Raw genomic sequence first — 23,017 nt, 5'->3', positions numbered from 1 at the left:
TCAACCCTTCTAAATCGAGTTATTCCCTGGGCTTATTCTTCCCACAAGTTTGGTTTGAACGTCTAAACTGGAAATGTACTAATTGTCGTTGCCGAAGCGGGGGAGCCTCGGTACGCCTAAGTTAAAGGAGCTAACATGAAAACATGCTGCCCGTACAAGCTGTTGAAACAGGCGCGATCCCTGGCGGATCAAGGCAAGGATATTGTTCTTGAGGGTGCACAGGATTTGCAGGAAAAGGTCAGCAGCGACCTAGTACCGGGTGTGGAACACGCGGTTGATAATATGCGAGACCAGTTCCACGAAGTCAAGAAGCATTCCGAGAAGTCTTTAAAGGAGGCTGCTAAGCAAGTGAAGAAGCAATCAACGGAAAAGTTTGGTAAACCAGCCCCTAAGCGGGGGCGTAAAACTCTACTGTTCCTGGTACTAGCAGCGGCTGCCGCCTGCGCCGGCTACCTGCTTTACCGCCGTTCTCAGCCGGTCGATGACCCCTGGGCAGAAGAGTATTGGGAGGACGTAGAAGTGAGCGAATTCGATCCGGAAGAAGCTGCAGAAAAGGCTCAGGACAAGGCGAAAGAGGTTGCCCAAGACGTAGCCGATAAAGCCGACCAGGCCGTTGACGCAGTCAAAGACAAACTAGATAAATAGTTTCTCAAACCTTATAAACAATGCCCTCCCTGCAAAAAGCAGGGAGGGCATTTTTCTGCCGATTTTCCGTTATAACAATGTGAAATACCTTCACACGGGTCTGGCTCGGTAAAAGCACTCCGGGGACCCCGTGACCGGCTTCGCCGGTCAAGCCCCTCTCGTATCTTTTACCGGCCGCGACCCGTCTGCCACGCTTATCCCAGTACATATGCGGATTCGAAGCTACCAGAAAAAGATAAGACCCTCACCGCGCTCCCTTTTGAGACAGATAAGAGCGCGGAAACGTTGTCCAGAAACGATATTCTGGCGAAATATAAGGGTCACTGCCGATAAAAGAACGACAAACACTAAAAGAAGGCGGGGGGATAGCTTTTGTCCGAGTGGGCGCGGTGGGCATAGAGTCCGGGAAATACCTGCGGTATTTCCCGGACTCTGGGCAGGAGGAAAAAGCTATCCCCCCCCCCCCGCCCCTCACATTTGCTGCTTTTACCGAGCTAAACCCGACTTGTCACCAGCAATTGTTCAGTGAGCGCCAGGATTTATACCCCCGAAAGGGAGCGCGCTACATAGCCTCGGGGTCGGAAGCTCTGCTTCCGACCCCGAGATCCTTCTAGCTATTTAGTTATGTCTATTTCCTAGTCCTCGAGTTCTTCGCGCTGGTAGCGGCGGATTAGTACTAATCCGATTCCCGCAACCATTGCCAGAACACCGGTCATTGCCATGATTCCAGTGGTGGAGCCGGTCTTAGCTAGTACCGTGCGCACCACGCGCGGGAACCCACCAGAGGGAGTTCCCGGGGTCGGAGGCGTTGTTCCCGGAGTGTTCGGGGTCTTAGGTGTTTCGGGCGGCGTTCCCGGAGTGGGGTTATCCCCGCTAACGGTCTGTGCCGCATCATTGATGTCACGGTGGAGGGCAACCTTTTGGGCACCCTCACTAGGTTCACCATCCTTGATATCCGCGGTCTTGTAGAGATCCTCGAACACCACGTACTGCCGGTTAGCCTCGATAGCTTCCCCCTTAACCCTGAAGTAGACTTTCGCCTCTCCGCTGGTTTGTCCTTCCTCTACGTGGAAGGAGCCACGTTCAGCTTTCGCGCCATCCTGCTGCTTACCATCCTTATCCAGGTAGGTTAGCCGAGCCTTGGTGGATTTATCCATCAGAGTTCCGGTAATGGTGTATTCACCGGGTTCCAGGTTCTTCCACTTGACCGTGTCTTCGATTACTGACTCTTGACCGGGGGTCAAGACTTTCTTACCGAAGTTTGCATCCTTGGTTCCATCGTTGAAGGTAGTTCCATTCTTAGCAACCGTGGCGATCTCCGGAGTCTTTTGTTCCGGTGAGGCCGGCGGAGTTACTACCTGAACCGTCTGGTCGGCGTCTTCAAAGTTGGAGTGATCAACTACCGGGGTAGCTTTACCCACAACCTTGCCATCTTTAACATCGGAGGCCTTGTAGACCCGTTCAAAGACTACCCAGCTGGAGTTGCTAGAGATATTCTCTGCCGGCACGGTGAATAGTGCATTGATGGTTCCGGTCTTTTCGCCCTTCTTGACTTCGAAGTTAACCGCCGGGGTGTTCGCCCCTACGACTGGCTTGCCGGTCAGTTTGTCCATCAAGGTACCAATCATGGTGTACTTGCCCGAGGCAAGGTTCTTCCAGGTGGCAACGTCTTGAACCTGAGCGTTTTCGCCCTTCTTGAGGTTCAACACTTTGTCCTGGTCAGCGTTGTCACGCGCAACCGTACCTAGTTCTGGGAAGTCCTTGCTGTAGATATTCTTGATGGTGACCTGGATTTCCGGAATCACATCGGTATCTACACTCGGCACCGTGAACTGGACGGTCTGATTATTAATCTTTGATACCGCCATCATTTCCGGATGCGAGGAGCTGAAGGTAATCGCCTCTGGCAAGATTCCGTCCGGATTTGCCTCATCGGTCAGCATCTCGGTCAAGGTACATACCGCACCAGTTTGCGGCTGATGCTTGGAAGGTAGACCAGCCGACACACCCGCAGGCATATCGAAGGTGAAGGCTCCGCCGAAGTTCTTGTCACAGCTAATGGTGAACTTGAACTTGCGATCCTTGTCCGGCACCTGTCCGTCCTGAACCTTTTCAGTCACCTTGGTGAAGCTGATCTTGGGCGGCGCCTGCGGCTTCTCAACTACCGTCACCGTCTGGTTGATGGAGTTCAAATCCAGCTCGGATACTACCGGTTCAGCACCCTGCACCGGCTGTCCGGTCTGGGGGTTAACTTCATTGGCGCGGTAGATACGTTCGAATACTACGAACTTCGCACCCGAGTTTCCGGTCGCTGACGCCGGTACCTGAATCTTGGTGGTCAAGCTACCTGCGGTTACGCCCTTATTCACGGTGAAAGGAACAGCCTTGGTGGTCGCACCAGGAACCGAATTACCCTTCATGTCAACCAGTTGGCTGAGCGCCTGGTAGTTACCTGCGGGCAGGTTCTTCCAGTTGACGGTATCGGTTATTTCCGCAGCCTTACCTTTTTGGATTTCCTTTTCATTTTCCCCATTGGTGGTGGCAGTGGTGCTTACCGAGGGAGCCTCGGTAACCGTCACGGTCTGCGCATCATCGCTGGGGTCGTTGTGGGAAACCACAGTAGAGGTGTTCGGTTTGGGGTTGGTGCCGTCGGTGTCTTCGTAGTTGTAGAGATATTCGTACACTACGTACTTTCCGGCCTGGCTGATTGCCCCTGCAGGCACATTGAACTTCATGGTGGTGGAGCCTGCCAAGGAGTTATCCTTGGTGATTTCCAGTACCACGGGTTCGTTGGTAACTCCCGCTACCGGAGCAGCGTTGTTATCAGTAATGTGCATGAGGTTACCGGTCAGCAGATACTTACCTTCCGGCAGGTTCTTCCAGGTGACCTTATCGGTTACCGTGGTGGCAGTTCCTGCCTGCACGCTAGAGGTACCGTTATCGGTTACCGCGTTGGTCTGCAGTTCCGGCTTACCCATCTTGTTGTAGGTGTTGGTCACGTTCACCAGCACTTCGGGTACCTGGTCGGTGGCCGCTGGCACGGTGAAGTGTGCCGCACCTGCCGTGGAGTCTTGCTGCACGGTGAAACCATTGGTTCCGCTGGTCAGCGAGACCGAGGGGGTCACCTGCTGTTCGATAGCGTTACGCAAATCCTCGTTTATGGAGCATACGTAGCCGCTACGCAAACCGGTTACTTCGGTAGCCACGTTCGGACGTACCAGCACAGTGTTATCGCCCTGGGCTTTGCCGTCCTTGTCGTGGCAACTCACGGTGAAGTAGTAGGCGCGGTTAGCGGACACGTCATCCATACCCGAAACCACTACCTTCTTAAGGATTTTAACCTTGGCTGCCGGAGCTGGCGGAGGCGTAATCGCATCAACCGTCTGGTCGGCATCGGTAATCACCGCGTGTTCTGCCACCGGCTTGGCGCCATTGTTCGGGGTTACACCGTTTACATCACCTGCGCGGTAGATGTATTCGTAAACCACGTAGCGGCTGCCGGACTTGAGCGATTCTCCACTGACGGTGAACTCGTTATCTAGAGTCCCGTTCTTCTCGCCCTCTTGCACCGTGAAGGTTACTGGGGCAGAAGAGTAGGAAGTAACCGCTTCGCCGGTCTTCTTATCCATCAGCTTACCGATTAGTACATAGTCACCGGGCAACAGGTTAGCCCAGGATACCTGGTCCACGATCTTGGCGGAGGTTCCAGCGTAAACCTGGTTGGCCTGCTTCGTTTGACCGTACATACCGGTGGTGCCGTTAGCATCTTTAGCCGAGGTCGCTACAGTGGGCTTTTCCGGCGCCGGGTAGGTGTTGGTGGCGGTGAATGCCACCCTCACTTCCGTGAGTTCTTTCTTCGGCATGGTGAAGGTAGCCGTGTTTTCAGAGCTGCTCAGACCAATCTTGTCGGAGTTGGCGCTGAAGGCTACCTGGGAGGGGGCAATCCCCGCTACCTTGGCTGCCGCGCGATTCTCTGTAATGGTGCAGTTGGCGCCCTCGACGTAAGGCAGGTCGATTGGAGACCCAGCAGTTACCTGGAAGGTCTTTTGTTGCGACTTACCATCAATCGGGCTGGTGCACTTCAAAGTGAAGGCGAACTGCTTGGTGGAGGGAACCTCTAGTCCTTCGCTCTCAACTACCTTTTCTAAGGTGAGTTTCGGCTCTACCGGGCTTTGCGGCTCTTCACCAACGTTTACGGTCTGGGCTTTGTCATTAATATCCGAGTGCTCAACGACCGGAGTCTTGCCGTCAATGACGTTGCCGTTTTCATCGACATCGCCCTGGCGGTAGATCTTCTCGAAGGCTACGAACTGCGACTTGGCTTTCACCTGATCCGCAGGCACCTCGAAGGTCATTTCTTGAGTGCCCTTTAGTTCTCCGCTGGCGACCGAGAACTTGACGACCTGCGCCTGAACGTTCGGTACCGGCTGCTTGGTTGCCTTATCCATCAGGGTGCCAACCAGCACGTAGTTGCCGGCGGGCAGTTTCGCCCACTGTACACGGTCAAGAACTTTAGCCGGGGTCTTGGCATCAAATACCTTGGTACCAACCGAGTTGGTAGCGGTAGTTGCCGCCCGCGGTCCTTCATTTACCGTCTGATTTTCATCATTCGGGTCTTCGTGCTTGGTCACCACGGTTTCGCCACCGGGGTTATTCGGCTCTCCCGGATGGAGGTATTCGAAGGCTACCAGTTTCGGGTTCTTCCGGATTTGCCCCACGGTGACCTGGAAGGTCATCGTAGCTTCTCCGGACTGCAGGGTTCCTGCAGTACCGGGAACGGTGAACGCCTTGGAGGTGGAGTTTACGCCAATCCCCTTACCGGAACCGTCAACCAGTTTCCCGGTCAGGTGGTAGGTCTTACCTGCTTCCAGGTTGCGGTATTTCACGGTGTCAACCAGGGTTACCAGATCGCTATCGGCTTTACCGGTGGTGTCGATCTGCTTGTTGCCGCCCTCGTCGGTGAGTACCGTCGCAATCCAGGGGTTAACCTGCTTGGTCTGGTTTTCGTCCTTGGGATCCTCGTGCTTGGTAACCGGCTCGAATCCGCCATCGACTTTCAGGTCTAGCTGTTCGAACGCTACCAGTGTCGAGTACTTAGCTACTTGTTCCTGGGTAAGGGTGAACGGTAGTTCCACTACCCCACTGGCGGTGGTAATGGTTACTTCCTTTTCAGCGGTGATTCCGGTGCGGGTGGCATCGGTCTTGTCCGCGTTAGGCACCACTAGTTCTCCAGAGAACTTGTAAGTCTTGCCGACCTCCAGGTTCCAGTAGCTGATCTTATCGGTGAGGGTGTACTTGTGATCTGCGCCCTCAACCAGGTCGATATTGCCGTCGCGTCCCTCGCCTTTCAGCTCGGTGGCAATCTTCGGCTCATCGGGGGTCTGGTATTCGTTGGCAGCCTGCACGGCAACCGGAGTCTTGGCGTCCGAACCAATGGTTACGTTCACGCTGGTTCCGGAGGCGGGACCGACTCCTGCGCCCTTACCGTCAACTGTCCAGCTCACGGTCTGGGCATTGGTGCCTTTAGGTAGGACTTGCTGCTCAGTTACGGTGCAGACAGTGCCGGCGCGGAACTGGGCGGACGCCAATACCGGTTCTCCGCCCGGCTTGACGGTCGAGATATTGCCATGAGTACCATCGGTGCAGTTGTAGGTGAAGTTGTAACTGGTGGGCAGGTTCTTTACTTTATCCTTGCTTTCGCCGGCAACTTTCACCGAGGTCTTCTGTACCGAGAAGGTACCCTTTTGTTCAATCTGCTGGTAGCTGTTAGTGGCAGTTACCACCACGTTGCCTTGTTTGCCGTTAGCTTCCCACTGTGCCTTGGTCATCGGCTTGTCGATGGTGAAGGTGTTGGAGGCTGCGGTTGAAGAATCGTTCTGGCTACCATTCCAGCTGATGGCGTGCTTCACCTTGGCGGTAGATAGCTCATTTACCGGAATGAACTTGCCGGAGGAATCAATAGCTCCTAGTTCTTTCACCTGAACTTGGCTGTGCAGGGGCAGACCCCAGTAGGACTTGGAGGCACCCGGGAATAGAGTTACCTCTTGTTCGTGGGCATTGTTTCCATCCCTATAGGTTAGTTGGAAGCGGTAGGCACTAATATTTTGTGTTTGATCCGCATTCCCTTTAACAACCTTCTTCAAGGTGAACGCACCTAGTTCCTGGGTGTACTGGTTGGTCGCCAGGATATTGGCTTTCGCCGTTGCGCTCTTGAGTTTGATAGTTACTTCCAGTTTGTCTTTGCTGGCAGTAGCCTTTACTCCCTCATTTCCAACTACCTGCATGCCGGAACCTGCTTAATCGGCGTTTTCTACCGATTTCGGAGTTTCTTCCCAGACCTTACATTCGGTACCTACCGGCAGGTTATTCAGCTGCGGGCGGGTGGGATCGGCGCTGGAGAACGTCTGGCCATGCTTGAGCTTGAAGTTACCCTTTACCGGGTAAGAGCTACCAGGAATGGTGCAGGAGTAACCAAAGTCGAAGGCTACGTCTTTGAGGACGGTTTCCGGGGAAACTACTCCGGAAACTAGTTTTTTAACTTCGAATCCGCCAACCTTTTGATTGACGTATTTGTTTTCGACTTTGATAGTGGCCTTTTGGCTTTCCCCAGCCTGAATCGGGTTGGACAGTGCCGCGTTATGCACGGTACGACCACCGAGGGTGACCATCTTGGGAGCTTGTCCGTCGAAAGTAGTGGTCAAAGTAGTGTTAGGTACGTTAATACCGGTGGTATCTTCGTAGACTGCACACTGCGACCCTACCGGAATACCGGTAATGGTTGCGGTGCCACCTTTGTTTACGCTTACCGAACCTTCCGGGACGGTTAGACTGGAGGCCTTTTGTCCGGTAGCACACAGGTACTTCATTTGGAAGGTACCAGGAATGTTACCCGCACCGGCGGTTTGATCCACTACCTGCTTGGAGATTTCCAGTTGCCCGGTCTTCTCGGTGTAGGTGTTGGTGGCGACCAGTGCCACGTTGTTATTGGCATCGGTACGGAAGGTAGCAATCCCGTCCGCTTGGCTATCCGCGCCGTCCCATGTGAGGGTGCGGTTCAGATTATGCGGAGTGGCGCTATTTTCTTTCACCTCGCACTTAACGCCAGGTTTCACGTTGATTGCTGCTGAGGTTTCTCCGGCTTTCAAAGTGGGTATGGTCTTCCAGTAGGCATCGCCATCACACTTGTAGGAGAAGTCGAAGGAGTTCGGCACGCTGAAGTGGGTTACTTCGGCTGCTTCTACGTTCTTGCGAACCGTGAACTTGGCCTGCTTCGGAGTGAAAGTGTTGGTCGCAGTGACCACTACGGTCTTAGCGTTGTTCTCGGTGAGGTTGAACTTAGCAACAGTACGGTCACTGTTGGTGTTGGTACCCGAGAACTTTACTTTCACCGTATTTAGGTTGTCGTTTACTTCCTGCTCACTCACCTGGCAGCTCATGCCACTGGTGAGGGCGGAGTCAGAAACCTTGGTTTCACCCTGGGTTTGACCTTTACGCACTACCACAGCCACCGTGGTCTTGTAGCCCCCACAGGCAACATCAAAGTCGAATACCCGATCGGTGTTGGCGTTATCGCCTTCGGTCTTCTTCACAATCTTGAACTCGGCAGGTACTGCCTTCTTGGGCGCTACCGTGATTGTCTGTGACTGATCATTAATCTCTTGGTGTTTCGCGTAGGGTTCACCGCTGGGCTCAGTGGTTTGCTCGCCTTGGTAGATACGTTCAAACACTACGTATTTGCCATCGGCCTTTACCTTGGAGCCGTCAACTGCCAGCTCTACCAGGGTGGAGCCGTTTTCAGTACCGTTGGTAAATACTTGCCGTCCACTGGCAATGATTTCCTTGGGGTTATCTTTATTAACCAGAGTGGCAAAGGCAGTGTAAGTACCGACCTTAAGATCTTTATATTCAATCTTATCTTTGACAATGAAGTCTTTACCGTCGGCCTCAACCGAGCTGATTAGGGATTTCCCGTCATCTCGCACCCAGGCCACAGTCTTAATAGTGGGCAGCTTGTGCTCTTTGGGGCTGACGCTTACGGTCTGACCATCATCATTCTGATCTTCGTGTTTGGCAACGGGCTCACCGGAGGTGTTATTTCCGCCCTTATAGACTTTCTCAAACACCACATAGGAGGCGCCGGGATCTATCTGCTTAGACGGCAACTTGAGATCCATCGTAACCGTGCCGGTTTTACCACCAGAAACGCTGAAATTCTTCTGGGTGGCGGATCCGGGTACTTCACTTACCTGGTCACCTACCTTCTTCATCAGCTTGCCGCTGAGAGTGTAGGTACCGGGCTGCAGCTTGTGCCATACGACGGTGTCAGTAATCTTTACATCCGCGCCTTCGGCCGGGCGTGCTATCTTGCCATCATTTAGGGATTCCCCGTTTACCTTGGCAGTGGTGCCAATCCGCGGCTTTTCCGTTACGGTCTGGCTGGCATCGTTCTTGTCTTTGTGCTCTTTGACTTCGTTTCCGCTCTGGGGCGTAGTGCCTTTGTAGAGAGTTTCGTAAGCCACCAGTTTCTCGTTCTCACGAATCTTCTTCACCGGAACCTGGAAGGCCATATTGACGGTTCCGGAATAGTATCCCTTCCCGTTGTTAATCCCACCGGATGCTTCAGGGTCAAAGGGGTCGCTGACGCCGGTTACTCCAACGCTATTGCCATCACCGTCTACCAATTCACCTTTAATGACGTAGTTCTGTCCGCCCTTAAGGTTTTCGAACTTCACCTTGTCAATCAAGGTTACGGTATCGCCGTCTTTCATGCCGGCAGTATCAATCAGCTTAGGATCCTTACCGGGACCCTCTAGAGTGGTGCCGATGCTGGGCTCAGGTTCCTTCGGGCAAGTGGTTCCGAAGCTGAAACCATGAGTGGAGTTACCCGACACATGAATCTTGTATTTATTCAGGATTACTTGACGCTGGAATGGCTCGTTGCCCTTGCTGAACGTATAAATAGCCGACATTTCCATATCGCCACTGAATTCAGCAGTCAGAGAAGCAGCAACACTGCTCCCGCAACCAGTACCGGCTGGTACTTCCGCATCTACCAGGATGCCTTCACTTAGCTGCGCAATGGTGACATTCGCAGGAATTTTTACGTTAGTACCGGTCAAAGTAACCTTGCCGTACTTTTCAAGCATGGCAGCTGCCTGAGAAGAACCGGTTAACTGTACTCGGAACTGCGTTTCATTGGCGCGGTAAACCGCTATTTTCAGGGAGCTAAGTAGCTCAGAGTTAGTTTTATAAAGAGCGTCCTGTTCCGCAATCGCCTTTGCGGTATCTGCCTTCCACTTTGCGAGAGCTGCCTTATACTCTTCCTCATTCTTTATCTTTTCGTTGTTCTTTAAGGTCTGGTAGGCCTCCCAGAGATTTATCTTTTGCTTAGCAAGATCAGCGATTGCGTAGTAAGCAGCACCTGCGGCCTGGTTTATGCGTGAATCATTGATAGCCCACCATTCGCCTTTGGTTATATACCAAGCAATTACCTGAGCCATGGCATTTTTCTGAGCGGTAGTCTTACCGGCAAACTGCGCCATCGCCTTGTCATAGGCGTCGAACGCACTTTGGTTCTGCTTTATAAATTCCTGGGCAGCGACTGATTTATCAGCTTTTACATATTCTAGGCGAGGATCTCCGCCCTGGTAGAGATAAGCCAATATCTGCATCTGCTTTTTCTGGTCATCAGTCATATTGAAACCAGTGCGGTATGCTCGTGAACCGGTATTTGCGATGGCTTGAGCAGGATCAAGGGTCATCTCCAGCTTATTTGCTTTGTCTCGGAGATCCTTCGAACTTCCTAAATGGTAATAATCGACGGTGGTTACTTCGGGGTCTGCGCAGAAGACACCGCCGATAATCGCACCGTGAGCAGCCGCGGGATACGACTGAATGTGGAAATACCTGCCGGCAGTTCCCAAAGCTTCCATATTATCTTCAAAGTTACGATCCAGAGCTTCCTGGAACTGCTGAGTACGCCCATTTTCCGCTGCATAACGCTGGTAATTTGTCCATTGTCCAGTATTCTGCCTGTAACTGAAATTAATTACCGCACCAGTATCATTCCAGCCGTCCCCCATGTTTAAGGAAACCGGCTGTTGGGAGCTGGTTCCCTGGAAGGTGTCGGAAATATTGTAGGTCTGATCCGTGGAGGCCTGGGAGGGGGCTACCAAGGTGGTGATAGTCCACGCCAGAGCCAATGCGGCAGCTAATCCAGCGACGATCCAACGCCGCAACAACTTCGCAGTTTGACTGTTAATCATCATTTATCCTGTGTCTACTAGAAGGAGGGATCGGCATCTCCACCAACAGATCCTGACGAGGCGTTCATCCGGGTTATGTCATGCCCAAACGCCCAGCCTGGAGGGACCTGGCCTGTTGTTAATGCCGACAGGAACACTATTAACTTGTCTTTGTGCAGTTAATATACTTTAATGCATCTACCATCTTACAAGATTTTCATGGAACACCGCAACAAATTCTTAAGACTTTCTCAAAATTTTTGGGGCACGCAAACCAACGTATCCCCTGCTACCAGCCAAGTTAAAATCACATCCGGTCATCCGACCCGCAAAAACGTGTAGAGGTTCACAGGACAAAAGCCCCAGGTAAACACCCTGGGAAACATTAGAGTTTCGTGAACGTTAGACGAGGGCGGCCTCTGGCACCACCCCTAATCATTAGAAACATTACTGTTACCACTACAAACAATACTTTAGGTGACTAAGTGTCACCAAAGCGCTCAGTTAAGCGGGGAAACCCTCCGGTTCTTTTGCCAGCCACAAAGTAAAAGGGCCGTCATTAACTAGCGACACTTGCATCATCGCCCCGAATACCCCGGTTTCCACTTCGGCGCCGCCCGCGCGCAAATCTGCTACCAATTTTTCAAAAATAGGACGCGCTACCTCACCCTTAGCTGCGTAAGTCCAGGAAGGATGGCGTCCCTTACGCACCGAACCATAGAGGGTGAATTGGGAAACTACCAGCAAAGGCGCGCCCGCCTCCAGAGCCGAAACTCCGCCTTCAAAAATTTGTTGATTCAGCAGACGCCGCACTGTCCAATCGATCTGTGCCTGCCCGTCACCGGGAGTAATCCCCACGAAAGCCACGATGCCAGGGCGCTCCAACTTGCCGACAGTTTTACCGTCCACCGTTACCTCGGCAGACAGCGCTCTTTGAATTAAGGTACGCATAAAACTCTCCTAACCGGCGATATTTAACGATCCGGAATCTGAACGCGGTGAGGCGTCAGCAAAGGCTTTCCGGTCAATGGGGGACTGTCCCAGCCAGGAAACCCCAGAGGGATCCCCAATTACCGTCGCCGCTGCCGCTAAAGAGTGCTCTTCCTCGCCCTCTTGCCAGCTGACGGTTAGTTCCCCGGTGGGAGCAGTCCGTTTAACTAACCCCAAGGCAATCGGTCCGTCCTCGAAATGATTAGCACTTACCCGCACGGTACCGACTTTGCGGCTGCCCGCATAAAGTTCCGCGCCTGCGGGCGGAAGCAGAGAGGAAGTGCCGTCAAGGTGCAAAAACACTGCCCGCCGCGGCGGATGCCCCAGGTTAACTATCCGTGCCACGGTTTCTTGCCCGCAATAGCATCCCTTATTTAGGTGTACAGCGGTGCGGAGCCAATCCAGTTCATGCGGCAGGGTGCGTTGATCAATATCGGTTCCGTAGGGGCGCCAAGCCGCTATCCGCAACGCCCGCCAATCGGACTCGGCAGCAAAAACCGGGGCAGACAGGCTGTAACCGTCCTCAGTTTCTCGTGGCCAAGATACCTGTTCCCAGCGGCTACGCAATTCGGCGTGGACTTTGGCGGTCTTTTCGCCGGGAATCACCCCCAGGCGCGCCAGGCAATCCCGCCCCGGATGCACCTCAGAGCGCGGGGAATAGGCAGTGCCGCCGGGGGTAATCCCCGGCCAGGGGTCAGCCCAGATAGGACCAAAACCGGCTAGCACTTCCTCTGCCAGGCTGGGGGCAAAAAATCCCCAGACCTGTTGGTCGAGGTGGGCGGTTACTTCTACCCGCGACATAAATTTCATAGATTCTAAAAACTGCGCCAAAGCCGAGGCGTCCGGGGTAAACAGCCAGGCAACCTCGCCCGCCCAAACAATTCCGGCCGCGAATTTAACTCGGCCATTAGCGTCCAGGAATAGCATTTCCTGGCTCTCCCCCGCGCCCATATCCCTTACTATCTGCGAAGATAAGGTGGTTAGCCAGGAGGGCACATCCGGGCCAGACACGGTGAGCACCTCGAGACCGGTTTCCGCGATCCCGTATCCGGCCCGCAAAGCCACTTGGTTATCTACAAAAGTCACGTCTAGTCTCCTGGTTTCCGCTGGCTATCAGGAGTTTCTTCGCTCTCTTCGGCTGCTGTCTGACCGCTATCTTTTTTCTCTTCCGGGGCAGCGGCTTCCTCTTTATCTAAATCCCCTCTAGGATCCTCTCCGGCGGGCAAAGAAGTCACCCCGGGAGCGCTTAAGGTTTCCTCCCCCGCAGGCAGGCGCAGCAGACGCGCCGAAAAATCAGATTCGGAATCTTTACCCGGTAAAACTGAATCTTGCGCCCAGAACAGTTCCGAAGAAACCAGCCCCATCATCCGGCTGAGCTGCTCAAAGGAGGCAGGGGCGCGGCGAGAAGAAATCATGATCCTAGGCCCCATCGAAACCGCCTCCCAGGAAACCTCTTCGGTGTAGGGTCCGCCGGAAGATGTCAGGCGGCACCGCGAACGCGCCTCTTGCTCGCTATCTGCGACCGCCGAAGCAGTCACTCGCCAAGAAGTATCTTCCCGCCACAGCAAGGATCCTCGCCGCAACTGGGACAAGCCAGTGGCCGCATCAGCTTGCATATCGGGGGCATCGCCTACCGGTTCAGCCAGCCACGTAAGGGTTACTTGCTGCAAACTGGTGCCGGTAGCGCGAAAAGTAGTTTCTTGCCAAATAAAACATTGCTCGCGCTCGCCGTTTTTGGCTCCCGGATCCTTGGGCAGATTCGTGGTTCCCCAGCCCCGCCACGAGCCTAATAGCCACGCCAAGGGGATTAATTCTTTCGCCAAGCCTAAAGGTAAATCCATCATGGGTTTAAGCCTAGTAGAGTAGGGAAGCAGCAAGCCAGAAAACTGGCGTAATTGGGCGAAGAGCAAAACCGTGAGAACATCGAGGATATGGAAGATTCGGCAGCTAGTCCTCTAGGGGCATCCCGCAGCGCAACCCCGCCCGCTGAGCTAACAACCGCAGCGGCAGGCGATGGGGCAGCAAGTTTCGCGCAAGGTACCTCTTATTCGTCGAAACGACTGGATTTAACGGGAGTATCTGCTGTTTCCCCCATACCACAGGCAAGCAAACTGCCAGATTCTCCGGGGAATAAATCAGTTTCTCCTATCGCCGCCCGCAGCTGGTGGGTAGCGTTACTGGCCGCTCTTCCTCCCCTGGCGATGCTGTTATTCCTGCATTGGAACCCCTACCTGGTGGTGCTAATCGCCGCGGCAGTAACTATCGCGGTTGCCATCACCTGGGGCGGGCTATCCCAAGCTCCCAGCCCGGTCCGCACCGGAATCGTAGTGGCGATAACCGGAATCGGCTGTCTGCTCGCCACCTTCATTACCACTAATCTCACTTGGGTGCCGCTGGTACTGTCTTGGTGTCTGCTGGCGGCCTTTATCGCGGAAATGACCCGGGGAAAACATCGCCCCCTGACTACCTGGTCGTTATCCAGTACTATCACCGGATGCGCCCTGGTGGCAGCAGGTTCCGCCTGGGGACTAGCTACCGCCTATCCCACTATGAATCTGCTGGCAATGGCAGCCCTTCCGGCTATGGGATTAGCGTGTCTATCCTTGGCTCTTCCCACTAAACACGCCAGTATCCGCTGGATGTACTGTGTTTTGAGCGGAACCATTGCCGCCGGGTTACTCACCTATTTTGTACTCTACGGATATTCCGATTTAGCGCTGGCAATTCCCTTCGCCTACCGCAATCCCTCTCTGGCTATCTGGACCATGACCCTGGGGATGGGATTCGGCTCTGGACTTTTGGTAGCCTGCATCAACGTATTGTTTATGGTGCCGGCAGGCAAGAATTACCGCTGGCGGCAACTGGCACTCGCCCTGCTGCCTACTCTGTTCATTTCGGTGCCGATTTACTCGCTGGCACGCCTAATTACCGGATAAGGGCGCTTTTAGACGGCGAGGGCGCGGGCAAGATTAGCGCATTGCCCATAACCTGGGCGCATTTACGCACCCAAACCTAGGGCGAGGACGCAGCCGACACCGAGACACAAACGCCCGATAAACAGCACTTTCCTCTGAAGACTCTTAGCTTTCCTCCGGAATCATCATGATAGAGCCACAAGGACACTCTTCGGCGCAAATCCCGCAACCCTTGCAGTAGTCATACTTGAACACGTACTCGCCGGGTTTAATCTTGGTGATGGCGTTATCGGGGCAAACCCCGAAACAGTTATCGCAACCGAAACAGTTGCCACAAGACATGCAGCGCCGCGCCTCAAACAGGGCAGAATCTTGATCTAGACCCTGCACTACCTCGTCAAAGGTAGAAGCCCGGCGGGCAGATTCAATCTTGGCGCGTACCCGGTGGGGGGCATCTGCGTAATACCAGTTAGTGAGGCGGTCATAGGTGGCATCCCCGGTGACCGGAGGCTTGTGGTATTCGGTTCCGTGCAGGAAAGCATCAATATAACGAGCGGCTTTCTTGCCATGACCAATCGCCACCGTAACTGTGCGTTCGGAAGGAACCATGTCCCCACCGGCGAACACGCCGTGGCGTCCGGTCATCATCTGCGAGTTAACCTGCACAACTCCCTTTTCGATTTCAATATCGCGGGCGCGCTCGACCAGACCTAAGTCAGATTCCTGACCTAGCGCCATCACCACCGAGTCGGCGCCGAGTTCTTCATACTCGCCAGTCGGCTGGGGGAAGCCGTTCTCGTCCAGCTCCATCTTTTCCACCGTTAGCTTGCCGCCATCAATATGTTTAATAGTGGATAGCCAGCGCATCATCACCCCTTCTTCCTCGGCTTCACGCACCTCGGAATCATGGGCGGGCATCCGGTCACGGTTACGGCGATACACAATCACCGCTTCTTCCGCGCCCAGGCGTTTGGCGGTACGAGCAGCGTCAATAGCGGTATTACCTCCGCCGTAGATTACTACTTTCCGCCCTACCATCGGTTTTTCTTCGCCTTCCATTTCGGCGAGCATTTCCACGGCGTCCATCACTTTGGCGCTAGCACCAGCGGGAATATCAGCGTGGCGACCTACATGGGCGCCCACCGCCAAGAACACCGCGTCGAAGTCATCGGCCACATCGTCAACGTTTTCGACTTTGGCATTGAACTCGAAACGTACCCCCAGATCCTCGATCCGTTTAATCTCGGCATCGAGTACCTCGCGGGGCAGACGATACTTAGGAATCCCAAAACGCATCATCCCGCCGGCCATGGGACCTGCCTCTTTTACAGTGACCTCGTGGCCGAGGCGGCGCAGGTGGTAGGCAGCAGATAGCCCGGAAGGACCCGCCCCCACTACCAACACATGTTTACCGGTGGGAGCCGCATCTACGCTTACGTTCCAGCCCTCTTCAATAGCTTTATCGCCCAGGAAACGTTCAATTGCGTTAATCCCTACGGCCTCATCCATTTGCCCGCGGTTACAGGCAGTTTGGCAAGGATGGTAGCAAACCCGCCCCATAGTGGCAGGTAGCGGATTGTTTACCATGATTTCGCGCCAGGCGGCTTCGTAGTCGCCCTCTTCCGCGTGATAGAGCCAAGCCTGGACGTTTTCACCCGCCGGGCATGCCTTATTGCAAGGGGGCAGCATAGATACATAAACCGGGCGTTCGGTGCGCCAAGAACCGGTTTCATTCGCCAGCGAAGAACCTACGTTCAAAGTCACTGCCCAAGGGGCAGTATCTTCACTGCGTACCTGCGGAGTTGGTAGGACTGTGGAACTCATTTATTTTTCCCCCTTAGGAGCCGCGTTTCCGGCAATATGGCGCATCGCTGAAGCAGAGGTTGCCCCGGAAACCGGGTGGTCATCAACGGAAAATGCGTCGCTTTGGGTGCGTTTGGCTTTCGAGGCCTCTTCGATAATGCGTTTAGTAAAGCGCCCCTCGGGGTCTTCGCCCGCCGCCAGGATGCGCTCTAGTACGTCCTCGTCCAGTTGTTCCGGGTCGATGAGGCCGTAGCGACGAATATTACGATCCGCGATTTGCTGCATCCGCTCTAGGACGTCCTCTTGCCCTTTCTTAAATACGTGGGCGAAGCGCCGCTGCGGACGCATATACTCGGTGACCGGCACCGGGCGACGCAACTTGGTAACCGAAGTGATTTCCCCGTTCTCAGCCTCGTACACCGGGAACAACCCGCATTGAGTAGCTAGACGCGCCAGGCGAATAGTCAGATTAGAGGCCGAGCCCCAACCCAACGGACAGGGAACCAGGACGTGAATATAGCGGGAACCGCGGAACTGCATGGCTTTGCGTACCTTGTATTCCAAATCGCGCAAATCCGCGACCGTGGCAGTTGCCACGTAGGGAACCTCGTGCGCCATGGCGATTCGCGGGACATCTTTACCCTGGCCAAACACGTTTCCAGGATTTTCACCCACCGGTTGGGTAGTGGCAGTACGTGCCGCAGGCGGGGTAGCGCCACTTCGCTGCACCCCGGTATTCATATAAGCGCCATTGTCGTAGCAAATATAGAGAACGTCATCATTACGTTCGAACATTCCCGATAGGCAGCCCATGCCGATATCAACGGTGCCGCCATCGCCACCCTGGGCAACTACCCGGGTGTTCTTGCCCTTGGCGCGAAGCGCCGCTGCCGCCCCGGAGGCGACTGCGGGAGCATTCCCGAAGAGGGAGTGTACCCAGGGGATCGTCCAGGCGGTTTCAGGATAAGGAGTAGAAAATACCTCTAGGCAGCCGGTAGCGTTGACCGCCACCAAATCCTTTCCCGCCGCCTCCATCGCGGTGTCGAGGGCGTAGCGCGCCCCTAGGGCTTCCCCGCAGCCCTGGCAGGCGCGGTGTCCGGAGGTTAACGAGTTAATCCGGTTGGGGTCGGACTGGAGGGAACGATAATCTAGTTCCGCGAGCCGGTTACCGACCGCATAGGAGCCTACCTGGTAAAACTTTACATTTTCGCGTGCCGGAATCGCGGTTTCAACGCTTTCACGAAACTGCGGTGCCGGAAGCGGAACACTCATAGTTGCTGACATTACCTGCCTCCTAAATTCCGCGCGCCGCATTGGCACGCTGAGTGGCGTGACGTTGAATGTTTTCACTGATCGGACCAGAACGCCGGGTGGCTTTCTCCCGTTCCAGCTCTGCCTCGACCAGTTCCTGGTCCAAATCCAAGAAGGTTAGGTGTTCTAGCTGATCGGCGGCTACCTGATCAAGCATCTGGTCTAGAGAACGCTCAGTAATGTTGCGCCCGCCCAAACCGGCAATCACTTCATAGTCACGAACTGACTTACCGGCGCGCGAAAGAGCAGAGCGGCAATGGGTGGCCACGATTCCCCCGATGCCTAAGGAGAAAGCTTTCTCTAGGCACACAAAGCGCTTGGCACCCCCCAAATACTTGGCTACCTGCTCGAAGGGGAAGGGACGGAAGGAACAAATCCCCAGTACCCCAAGCTTTTCGCCTTTATCCCGGCGCTGGTCGACTACATCTTTAATGGTTCCCAGCACCGAGCCCATGGCTACGATTACGGTTTCGGCGTCCTCGATCCGGTAGGGACGCACCAGCCCGCCGGAATCGCGTCCGAAAACTTCCTTAAACTCTGCCTGAACCTTGGGGATAAGCTCTAGGGCTTGCAGTTGCTTTACGTGCTGAAGGTACTTTACTTCGGTAAAGGCTTCCGGCCCCACCATCGCCCCAATAGTAATGGGATCGGTCGGGTCGAGGACGACGCGGGGACTATAAGGGGGCAGGAACTTTTCTACCTGCTCTTTTTCCGGTACATCTACCTGTTCCACCGCGTGGGTCAAAATAAAGCCATCCATACATACCATCACCGGAACTGAAAGTTCTTCGGCAATCCTGAAGGCTTGTACGTGCAAATCCGAGGCTTCCTGGTTATTCTCGGCGAACAGTTGCAGCCACCCGGATTCGCGTTGGCTCATGGTGTCGGAGTGGTCATTCCAAATGTTGATGGGCCCGCCGATCGCCCGGTTAGCCACGGTCATTACAATCGGCAATCCCAGGCCAGAAGCATTATAGACTGCCTCTACCATGTAGAGCAGTCCCTGGGAGGCGGTGGCGGTATAGGTGCGCGCCCCCACTGCCGAAGCTCCGATGCAGGCTGACATGGCTGCGAACTCGGATTCGACATTGATATATTCGGCGCTGCCCAGCTTGCCCGCTTTCACCAGCGCAGATAGTGCCTCTACGATGTGGGTTTGGGGGCTAATCGGGTAGGCGCTGATAACTTCGGGACTGCAGGCAGCAACTGATTGCGCAATAGCTTGCGAACCTTCGATTTGTTTTAGCACGTTACTTGGCCTCTTCTTTCATCGAGCTGACCATTTCGTAAGCGGCAACTGCGGCGGCCACGTTGCCCTCGCCCACTTTGCCGTGGAAGCGGTTTTGAATCGCCTGGGTAACGCTGGATAGGCGCACCAGACCAGTCAGGGCAGCCGCTCCCCCCAGCATCACTGCGTTCGGTAGGGGACGTCCCAGGTGTTTCTTGGCGATTTCGGTAGCCGGAATCATCACCACGTGCCCTTGCGGGTGGGCAGCGACTACCTCCTCAATCCCCAATTCAGCGGCTGACTTGGCCGAGTTCACCAGGGCGAAACCGTCCGGCTTCAGACCCGAAAACACGTCCATAATCGCCAGTAGGGTGGCATCTTGCACCACCACCAGGTCGGGTTCCTGTACGGGTTCGCGGGTACGGATTTCTTTATCTTCAATACGGCAATAGGAAACCACCGGAGCGCCGGTGCGCTCAGAGCCAAAGGAAGGGAACGCCTGCGCATGATGCCCATCGGTGAACGCCGCATAGGCAATCAAATCAGCTGCAGTTACGACCCCTTGTCCGCCTCTGCCATGAATACGAACTTCAGTCATACTTTCACCTTAGGACTGCGGTCCCAGCAAAAAGACATCTAGTTTTTAAACCGCGACTACCAGCGTTTTTAATAATCGCAGCTCGGGTAACAGTCAACGGATTCCCTGACGCGAATGTATCTTAATTAAGAAAAATCGCACTTTTTAGCCCTGTTAAAATTGTGACCAAAGTGTTATTTTACGCTGTAACCGGCGCTTATATATCTATTTGATACCGAATCGTTGCCGCTTCGTGAGCCAGGATTAAGCAGAATCTCATGAGTTCATAGTACGGTTGCCCATGTGTCAAAAGCGTACGGAGCCGCAAAGTCCGAAAATTTTTCGGATGCGGACAAGGAAAAGCGAGCGGAGATGTCCTCTCAGGGGCAACCGTTGCGCAGCACTATTCCGAACGCTTCTTTACATACCCGCGCTGGTAAAGACACTTTTCCTGACTCGGATGCGGCGGAAACTCCCCAGGGCGCAGGCTCTCTACCTGTACAAGAAAGCGGCGCGGAGGGCGCTGCTCGCAAACTAGATGATACGCATCAACTTGCTACCAGCAGCGGTGATAGCCCCCTTCCAGGACGTAATAATCAGCCGCAACGGCGTTCGTTACTAGCCCGCAAACCTCAGGGGTTTAGCGCCGAGGACGGATCGACGATTACCGCCACCGGAGGGGTAACTGCTGTTCCCAACACCGGCAATATCCAGAAGGTGCATGCTCCTTTGCTAAGGGATGCCAATCAGACTAGCTCCGCGAACCCGGCAGACAACACTCAGGAGTCCGCTGAGGCCGCGCCGGCGAAGGAAAAAGTTTCGCCGGCACTAGAAAAACTGCATCTGCCGGGAGTGCAAGCGCGCACTTCTAGGTTTCGGCGAGTCACTCACACGGAGTTTTCGCAGCTAGCCAAGCCCTCCGGTCACGAAGATCACTCGGCTAGAGGAAAAGATGCGGGTAAAAATGCAAGAGAAAAAACCGTAAAGCAAAAAAGTAAAAACGATTTCCGTTGGGGGCGGTGGGCACGTGCCGGTTGGGTACCTGCACAAGAGGGCGCTTATGCGATGGCGTTGCTCCCCTATTGGATTGGAGTTATCGAATCTTCACTGCGCTGGATTCACTGGTTAGTGTTCGCGTTGTGGATTTGCGGATATTTCGCGTTTAACGTGGGAGGAATTTGGCTACGCTCCCACCGCAAAGACCGCTACTTCAAGCCTTTGCAAATCTATGGGGTGATAACCCTTATTTTAGGAATAGTTTGCCTTTTATTAGCTCCTCCCCTGCTGGAATGGGCAATAGTTTTCTTCCCGCTGATTGTAATCGCAGTTACCGAATCGGTACGCCACCGGGAACGTTCCCTATTGGCGCGCACCTCCACCATATTGGCTACCGGAGTGATGACCCTGGTGGCCTACGATATTGGAACCCAGTTTTCGCGTTCCTTCGCCCCATTTTCCTGGCTAGAACATACCGCCACCAGCAATATTGAATGGGTGGTTTCCCCCACTGGCAACCTGCAAGGATGGAGCTGGATGCTGGTTGTTGCCTGGATAGTTACCTCTTACTATTGGTCAACTATTCCCTACGTGCGTTCCCTGGTGCGCCAACGCGGATCGCAAGTATTTTTAGCATTCTCGGTCGCCTGTCACGCCATGTTGACTGCAGTAGTCGTAGGATTCTTTATTTTAGGTTGGGTAACCTGGTGGCACCTGGTGGTTTGGGTGCTGCTATTCGTACGCTCCCTGGCAGTACCGCTGCTCCAGCAGCGTTATGCGCAGCTAGTCACGGTTTCCCGAGTTGGTTTTATCGAGATAGCGGTAGCCATGCTGGTACTAATCACCCTGCTGGTATAGGTTCCGCGGCTTTTGGCCTGGCTATTCGCAGCCACTTGAGTCACTTGTTTTCCGGGGTAAGCTCCCGCTTTGCGGGGTTAACTCGCTCCCCAAGATTGCAGTAACTTTTCAAAAGCTTTGGAACTTTCCGGTTGTGGAGCTTCCTCGCGGTTTACCACAAAGGATTGCGCGCTGGCAGTGGTGCTTTTATTTATCCCTAAATTATGGTTACGCGTCTCAATAAAACGGTAATAGTCGCCGTCACCCGAGTGTTGCCAAGCCTTTGCTATCTGCGCATATAGCTCTTTAGAATGATTGGCGCCCAATCCCTGATTGTCCCGGTAGGTTTGCACCGTAGTCAGATTAGGTACATTGGGATTTGTCCGCCCATCCAGACGCGGTACCACATCGGCACCATTTTCTAACGCCACTATATGTACCCCCCGTGCCGGGCGGAAACTTCCGATATTAGATCCCATAGTCACCACACTTTTGACGTTATATTTTTTCGCTAAATAGGGATTCGCGCCTATCTGCGCCGCCACGGCTCCCCCTTGGGAATGTCCAATCAGTTCTACCGGCTGACCGCGGTGATATCCAGCCTGATCGAGAGCGCGGGTAACCGCTTTGGTCATATCAGAACTTCCTGCCAAACCGGCCGCATTAGTTTGCAGATTAGTGCGCATATCTTGTGGATGCGGCCCACGAGCGCTCCAGACTTGGGTACCGCGAATATCTACCCGCCAGGCAATATTTTTTCCCGTACGGTATTTAACTACCCGAATCTCCCCGTGATCGGGATAGGCTTTTGCCTGGTTGAATTGGGTAACCAATCCGTAGGCGTCTAAAGGAACTGGGACATTGCTGCGTTTAGCGCCGATCTTGGGCGCCACTTTCAGGCTGCTTGGTCCACGTGACAGCTTTATTTCCAGAGCTAATATGGCAGAAGGGATTGCGAGAAACATTCCTCTGTAGTCCTCGTTCGCGTTGCCTAAAAATGCCAGCAACGGATTGTCGTCCTCCCAGGCACCTCGCTCAATCCACAGCGGATTAGTGGCCAGTTTCTTATCCCATTCTTTCCAGAGTGAATAGCCAAGAGCGCCCCCGCCAAGTACAAAAAATGGCAGCGAGTCCAGGGAAGAAACATATTTGCGTGAACGGGCTTCGCTGTTTTCGTAGCGCTCAGCTGCCCCCAGTAAATTGCGTTTCAGAGTGACGATATGAGTGCAGGTATCTGCAGCTGCCTGTCGCAGGGTTAATAAGGATTGGATTAGCGCTACCACTATAGGGATACGCGGAAGGCTGGCGGCAGCGGAGAGAGCATCGTTGGCGGTCTGCTGCACCTGCAAGGCACTGGTTGCCGGAGGGGTTAATGCATACGCACTGGCACGGATAGTGCCGGTATCGATACCCATTTGATGACCGCCGCTTACACTGATGGGCGGCAGTTTAATCTCGCTAGACACGGGAT

At 54.2% G+C, this 23,017-nt stretch carries 13 protein-coding genes; 3 read left to right on the top strand and 10 right to left on the bottom strand.

The window, feature by feature from the left end:
* Positions 1-135: 135 nt before the first annotated feature.
* The gene (locus BQ5456_RS05930) at positions 136-645 is read left to right on the top strand and encodes a hypothetical protein (protein WP_071129184.1); all 510 of its coding nucleotides are present in this window, start codon (positions 136-138) and stop codon (positions 643-645) included.
* A gap of 635 nt (positions 646-1,280) precedes the next feature.
* On the opposite strand, the gene BQ5456_RS05915 is transcribed toward BQ5456_RS05930, so the two are convergent.
* From BQ5456_RS05915 to BQ5456_RS05895, 5 genes are all read right to left on the bottom strand, one after another.
* On the bottom strand, positions 1,281-6,929 hold the full coding sequence (locus tag BQ5456_RS05915) for a VaFE repeat-containing surface-anchored protein (protein ID WP_071129181.1): 5,649 nt from the start codon (positions 6,927-6,929) through the stop codon (positions 1,281-1,283).
* A 12-nt stretch (positions 6,930-6,941) separates the two neighbouring features.
* Positions 6,942-10,913, bottom strand: a complete 3,972-nt coding sequence (locus BQ5456_RS05910) for a VaFE repeat-containing surface-anchored protein (RefSeq protein WP_143037043.1) — start codon at positions 10,911-10,913, stop codon at positions 6,942-6,944.
* A 480-nt stretch (positions 10,914-11,393) separates the two neighbouring features.
* Positions 11,394-11,840: a D-aminoacyl-tRNA deacylase gene (gene dtd, locus BQ5456_RS05905; RefSeq protein ID WP_071129179.1), complete on the bottom strand. Its 447-nt coding sequence runs from the start codon at positions 11,838-11,840 to the stop codon at positions 11,394-11,396.
* A 9-nt stretch (positions 11,841-11,849) separates the two neighbouring features.
* Positions 11,850-12,965, bottom strand: coding sequence for a CAF17-like 4Fe-4S cluster assembly/insertion protein YgfZ (gene ygfZ / locus BQ5456_RS05900; protein WP_071129178.1), 1,116 nt, complete (start codon positions 12,963-12,965; stop codon positions 11,850-11,852).
* 2 nt (positions 12,966-12,967) lie between these two features.
* Complete coding sequence (locus BQ5456_RS05895) at positions 12,968-13,723, bottom strand: heme-binding beta-barrel domain-containing protein (protein WP_071129177.1); 756 nt, start codon at positions 13,721-13,723, stop codon at positions 12,968-12,970.
* A gap of 51 nt (positions 13,724-13,774) precedes the next feature.
* Here BQ5456_RS05895 and BQ5456_RS05890 point away from each other — a divergent pair, with 51 nt between their 5' ends.
* Positions 13,775-14,815 carry a hypothetical protein gene (locus BQ5456_RS05890; RefSeq protein ID WP_071129176.1) on the top strand — a complete coding sequence of 347 codons (1,041 nt, stop codon included), beginning with the start codon at positions 13,775-13,777 and terminating at the stop codon, positions 14,813-14,815.
* A 144-nt stretch (positions 14,816-14,959) separates the two neighbouring features.
* Here the strand turns inward: BQ5456_RS05890 and BQ5456_RS05885 are convergent, their stop codons facing one another.
* The 4 genes from BQ5456_RS05885 to BQ5456_RS05870 are packed head-to-tail and all read right to left on the bottom strand — an operon-like array spanning position 14,960 to position 19,734.
* Positions 14,960-16,618: an NAD(P)-binding protein gene (locus tag BQ5456_RS05885; RefSeq protein ID WP_071129175.1), complete on the bottom strand. Its 1,659-nt coding sequence runs from the start codon at positions 16,616-16,618 to the stop codon at positions 14,960-14,962.
* On the bottom strand, positions 16,619-17,881 hold the full coding sequence (locus BQ5456_RS05880) for a thiamine pyrophosphate-dependent enzyme (protein ID WP_071129174.1): 1,263 nt from the start codon (positions 17,879-17,881) through the stop codon (positions 16,619-16,621).
* A gap of 10 nt (positions 17,882-17,891) precedes the next feature.
* On the bottom strand, positions 17,892-19,157 hold the full coding sequence (gene porA, locus BQ5456_RS05875) for a pyruvate ferredoxin oxidoreductase (protein WP_071129173.1): 1,266 nt from the start codon (positions 19,155-19,157) through the stop codon (positions 17,892-17,894).
* A gap of 1 nt (position 19,158) precedes the next feature.
* Positions 19,159-19,734: a 2-oxoacid:acceptor oxidoreductase family protein gene (locus BQ5456_RS05870; RefSeq protein WP_071129172.1), complete on the bottom strand. Its 576-nt coding sequence runs from the start codon at positions 19,732-19,734 to the stop codon at positions 19,159-19,161.
* A 282-nt stretch (positions 19,735-20,016) separates the two neighbouring features.
* On the opposite strand from BQ5456_RS05870, the gene BQ5456_RS05865 reads away from it, so the two are divergent.
* Positions 20,017-21,567: a YwiC-like family protein gene (locus BQ5456_RS05865; RefSeq protein WP_071129171.1), complete on the top strand. Its 1,551-nt coding sequence runs from the start codon at positions 20,017-20,019 to the stop codon at positions 21,565-21,567.
* A gap of 77 nt (positions 21,568-21,644) precedes the next feature.
* Here BQ5456_RS05865 and BQ5456_RS05860 read toward each other — a convergent pair whose 3' ends face one another.
* Positions 21,645-23,012 carry a lipase family protein gene (locus BQ5456_RS05860; RefSeq protein ID WP_071129170.1) on the bottom strand — a complete coding sequence of 456 codons (1,368 nt, stop codon included), beginning with the start codon at positions 23,010-23,012 and terminating at the stop codon, positions 21,645-21,647.
* Positions 23,013-23,017 lie beyond the last annotated feature (5 nt).

Origin of the sequence: Varibaculum massiliense (genome assembly GCF_900106855.1) — a bacterium.
Classification (GTDB): domain Bacteria; phylum Actinomycetota; class Actinomycetes; order Actinomycetales; family Actinomycetaceae; genus Varibaculum; species Varibaculum massiliense.
The sequence above is the reverse complement of the archived record's forward strand: the minus strand, read 5'-3'. Positions and strand labels throughout refer to the sequence as shown.

What these genes read in the sequence shown, in the direction of transcription:
- BQ5456_RS05910 (WP_143037043.1), bottom strand. Translation starts at nt 10,913, where the DNA reads ATGATGATTAACAGTCAAACTGCGAAGTTGTTGCGGCGTTGGATCGTC.
- BQ5456_RS05915 (WP_071129181.1), bottom strand. Translation starts at nt 6,929, where the DNA reads ATGCAGGTAGTTGGAAATGAGGGAGTAAAGGCTACTGCCAGCAAAGAC.
- BQ5456_RS05930 (WP_071129184.1), top strand. Translation starts at nt 136, where the DNA reads ATGAAAACATGCTGCCCGTACAAGCTGTTGAAACAGGCGCGATCCCTG.
- BQ5456_RS05885 (WP_071129175.1), bottom strand. Translation starts at nt 16,618, where the DNA reads ATGAGTTCCACAGTCCTACCAACTCCGCAGGTACGCAGTGAAGATACT.
- BQ5456_RS05895 (WP_071129177.1), bottom strand. Translation starts at nt 13,723, where the DNA reads ATGATGGATTTACCTTTAGGCTTGGCGAAAGAATTAATCCCCTTGGCG.
- dtd (WP_071129179.1), bottom strand. Translation starts at nt 11,840, where the DNA reads ATGCGTACCTTAATTCAAAGAGCGCTGTCTGCCGAGGTAACGGTGGAC.
- BQ5456_RS05880 (WP_071129174.1), bottom strand. Translation starts at nt 17,881, where the DNA reads ATGTCAGCAACTATGAGTGTTCCGCTTCCGGCACCGCAGTTTCGTGAA.
- BQ5456_RS05870 (WP_071129172.1), bottom strand. Translation starts at nt 19,734, where the DNA reads ATGACTGAAGTTCGTATTCATGGCAGAGGCGGACAAGGGGTCGTAACT.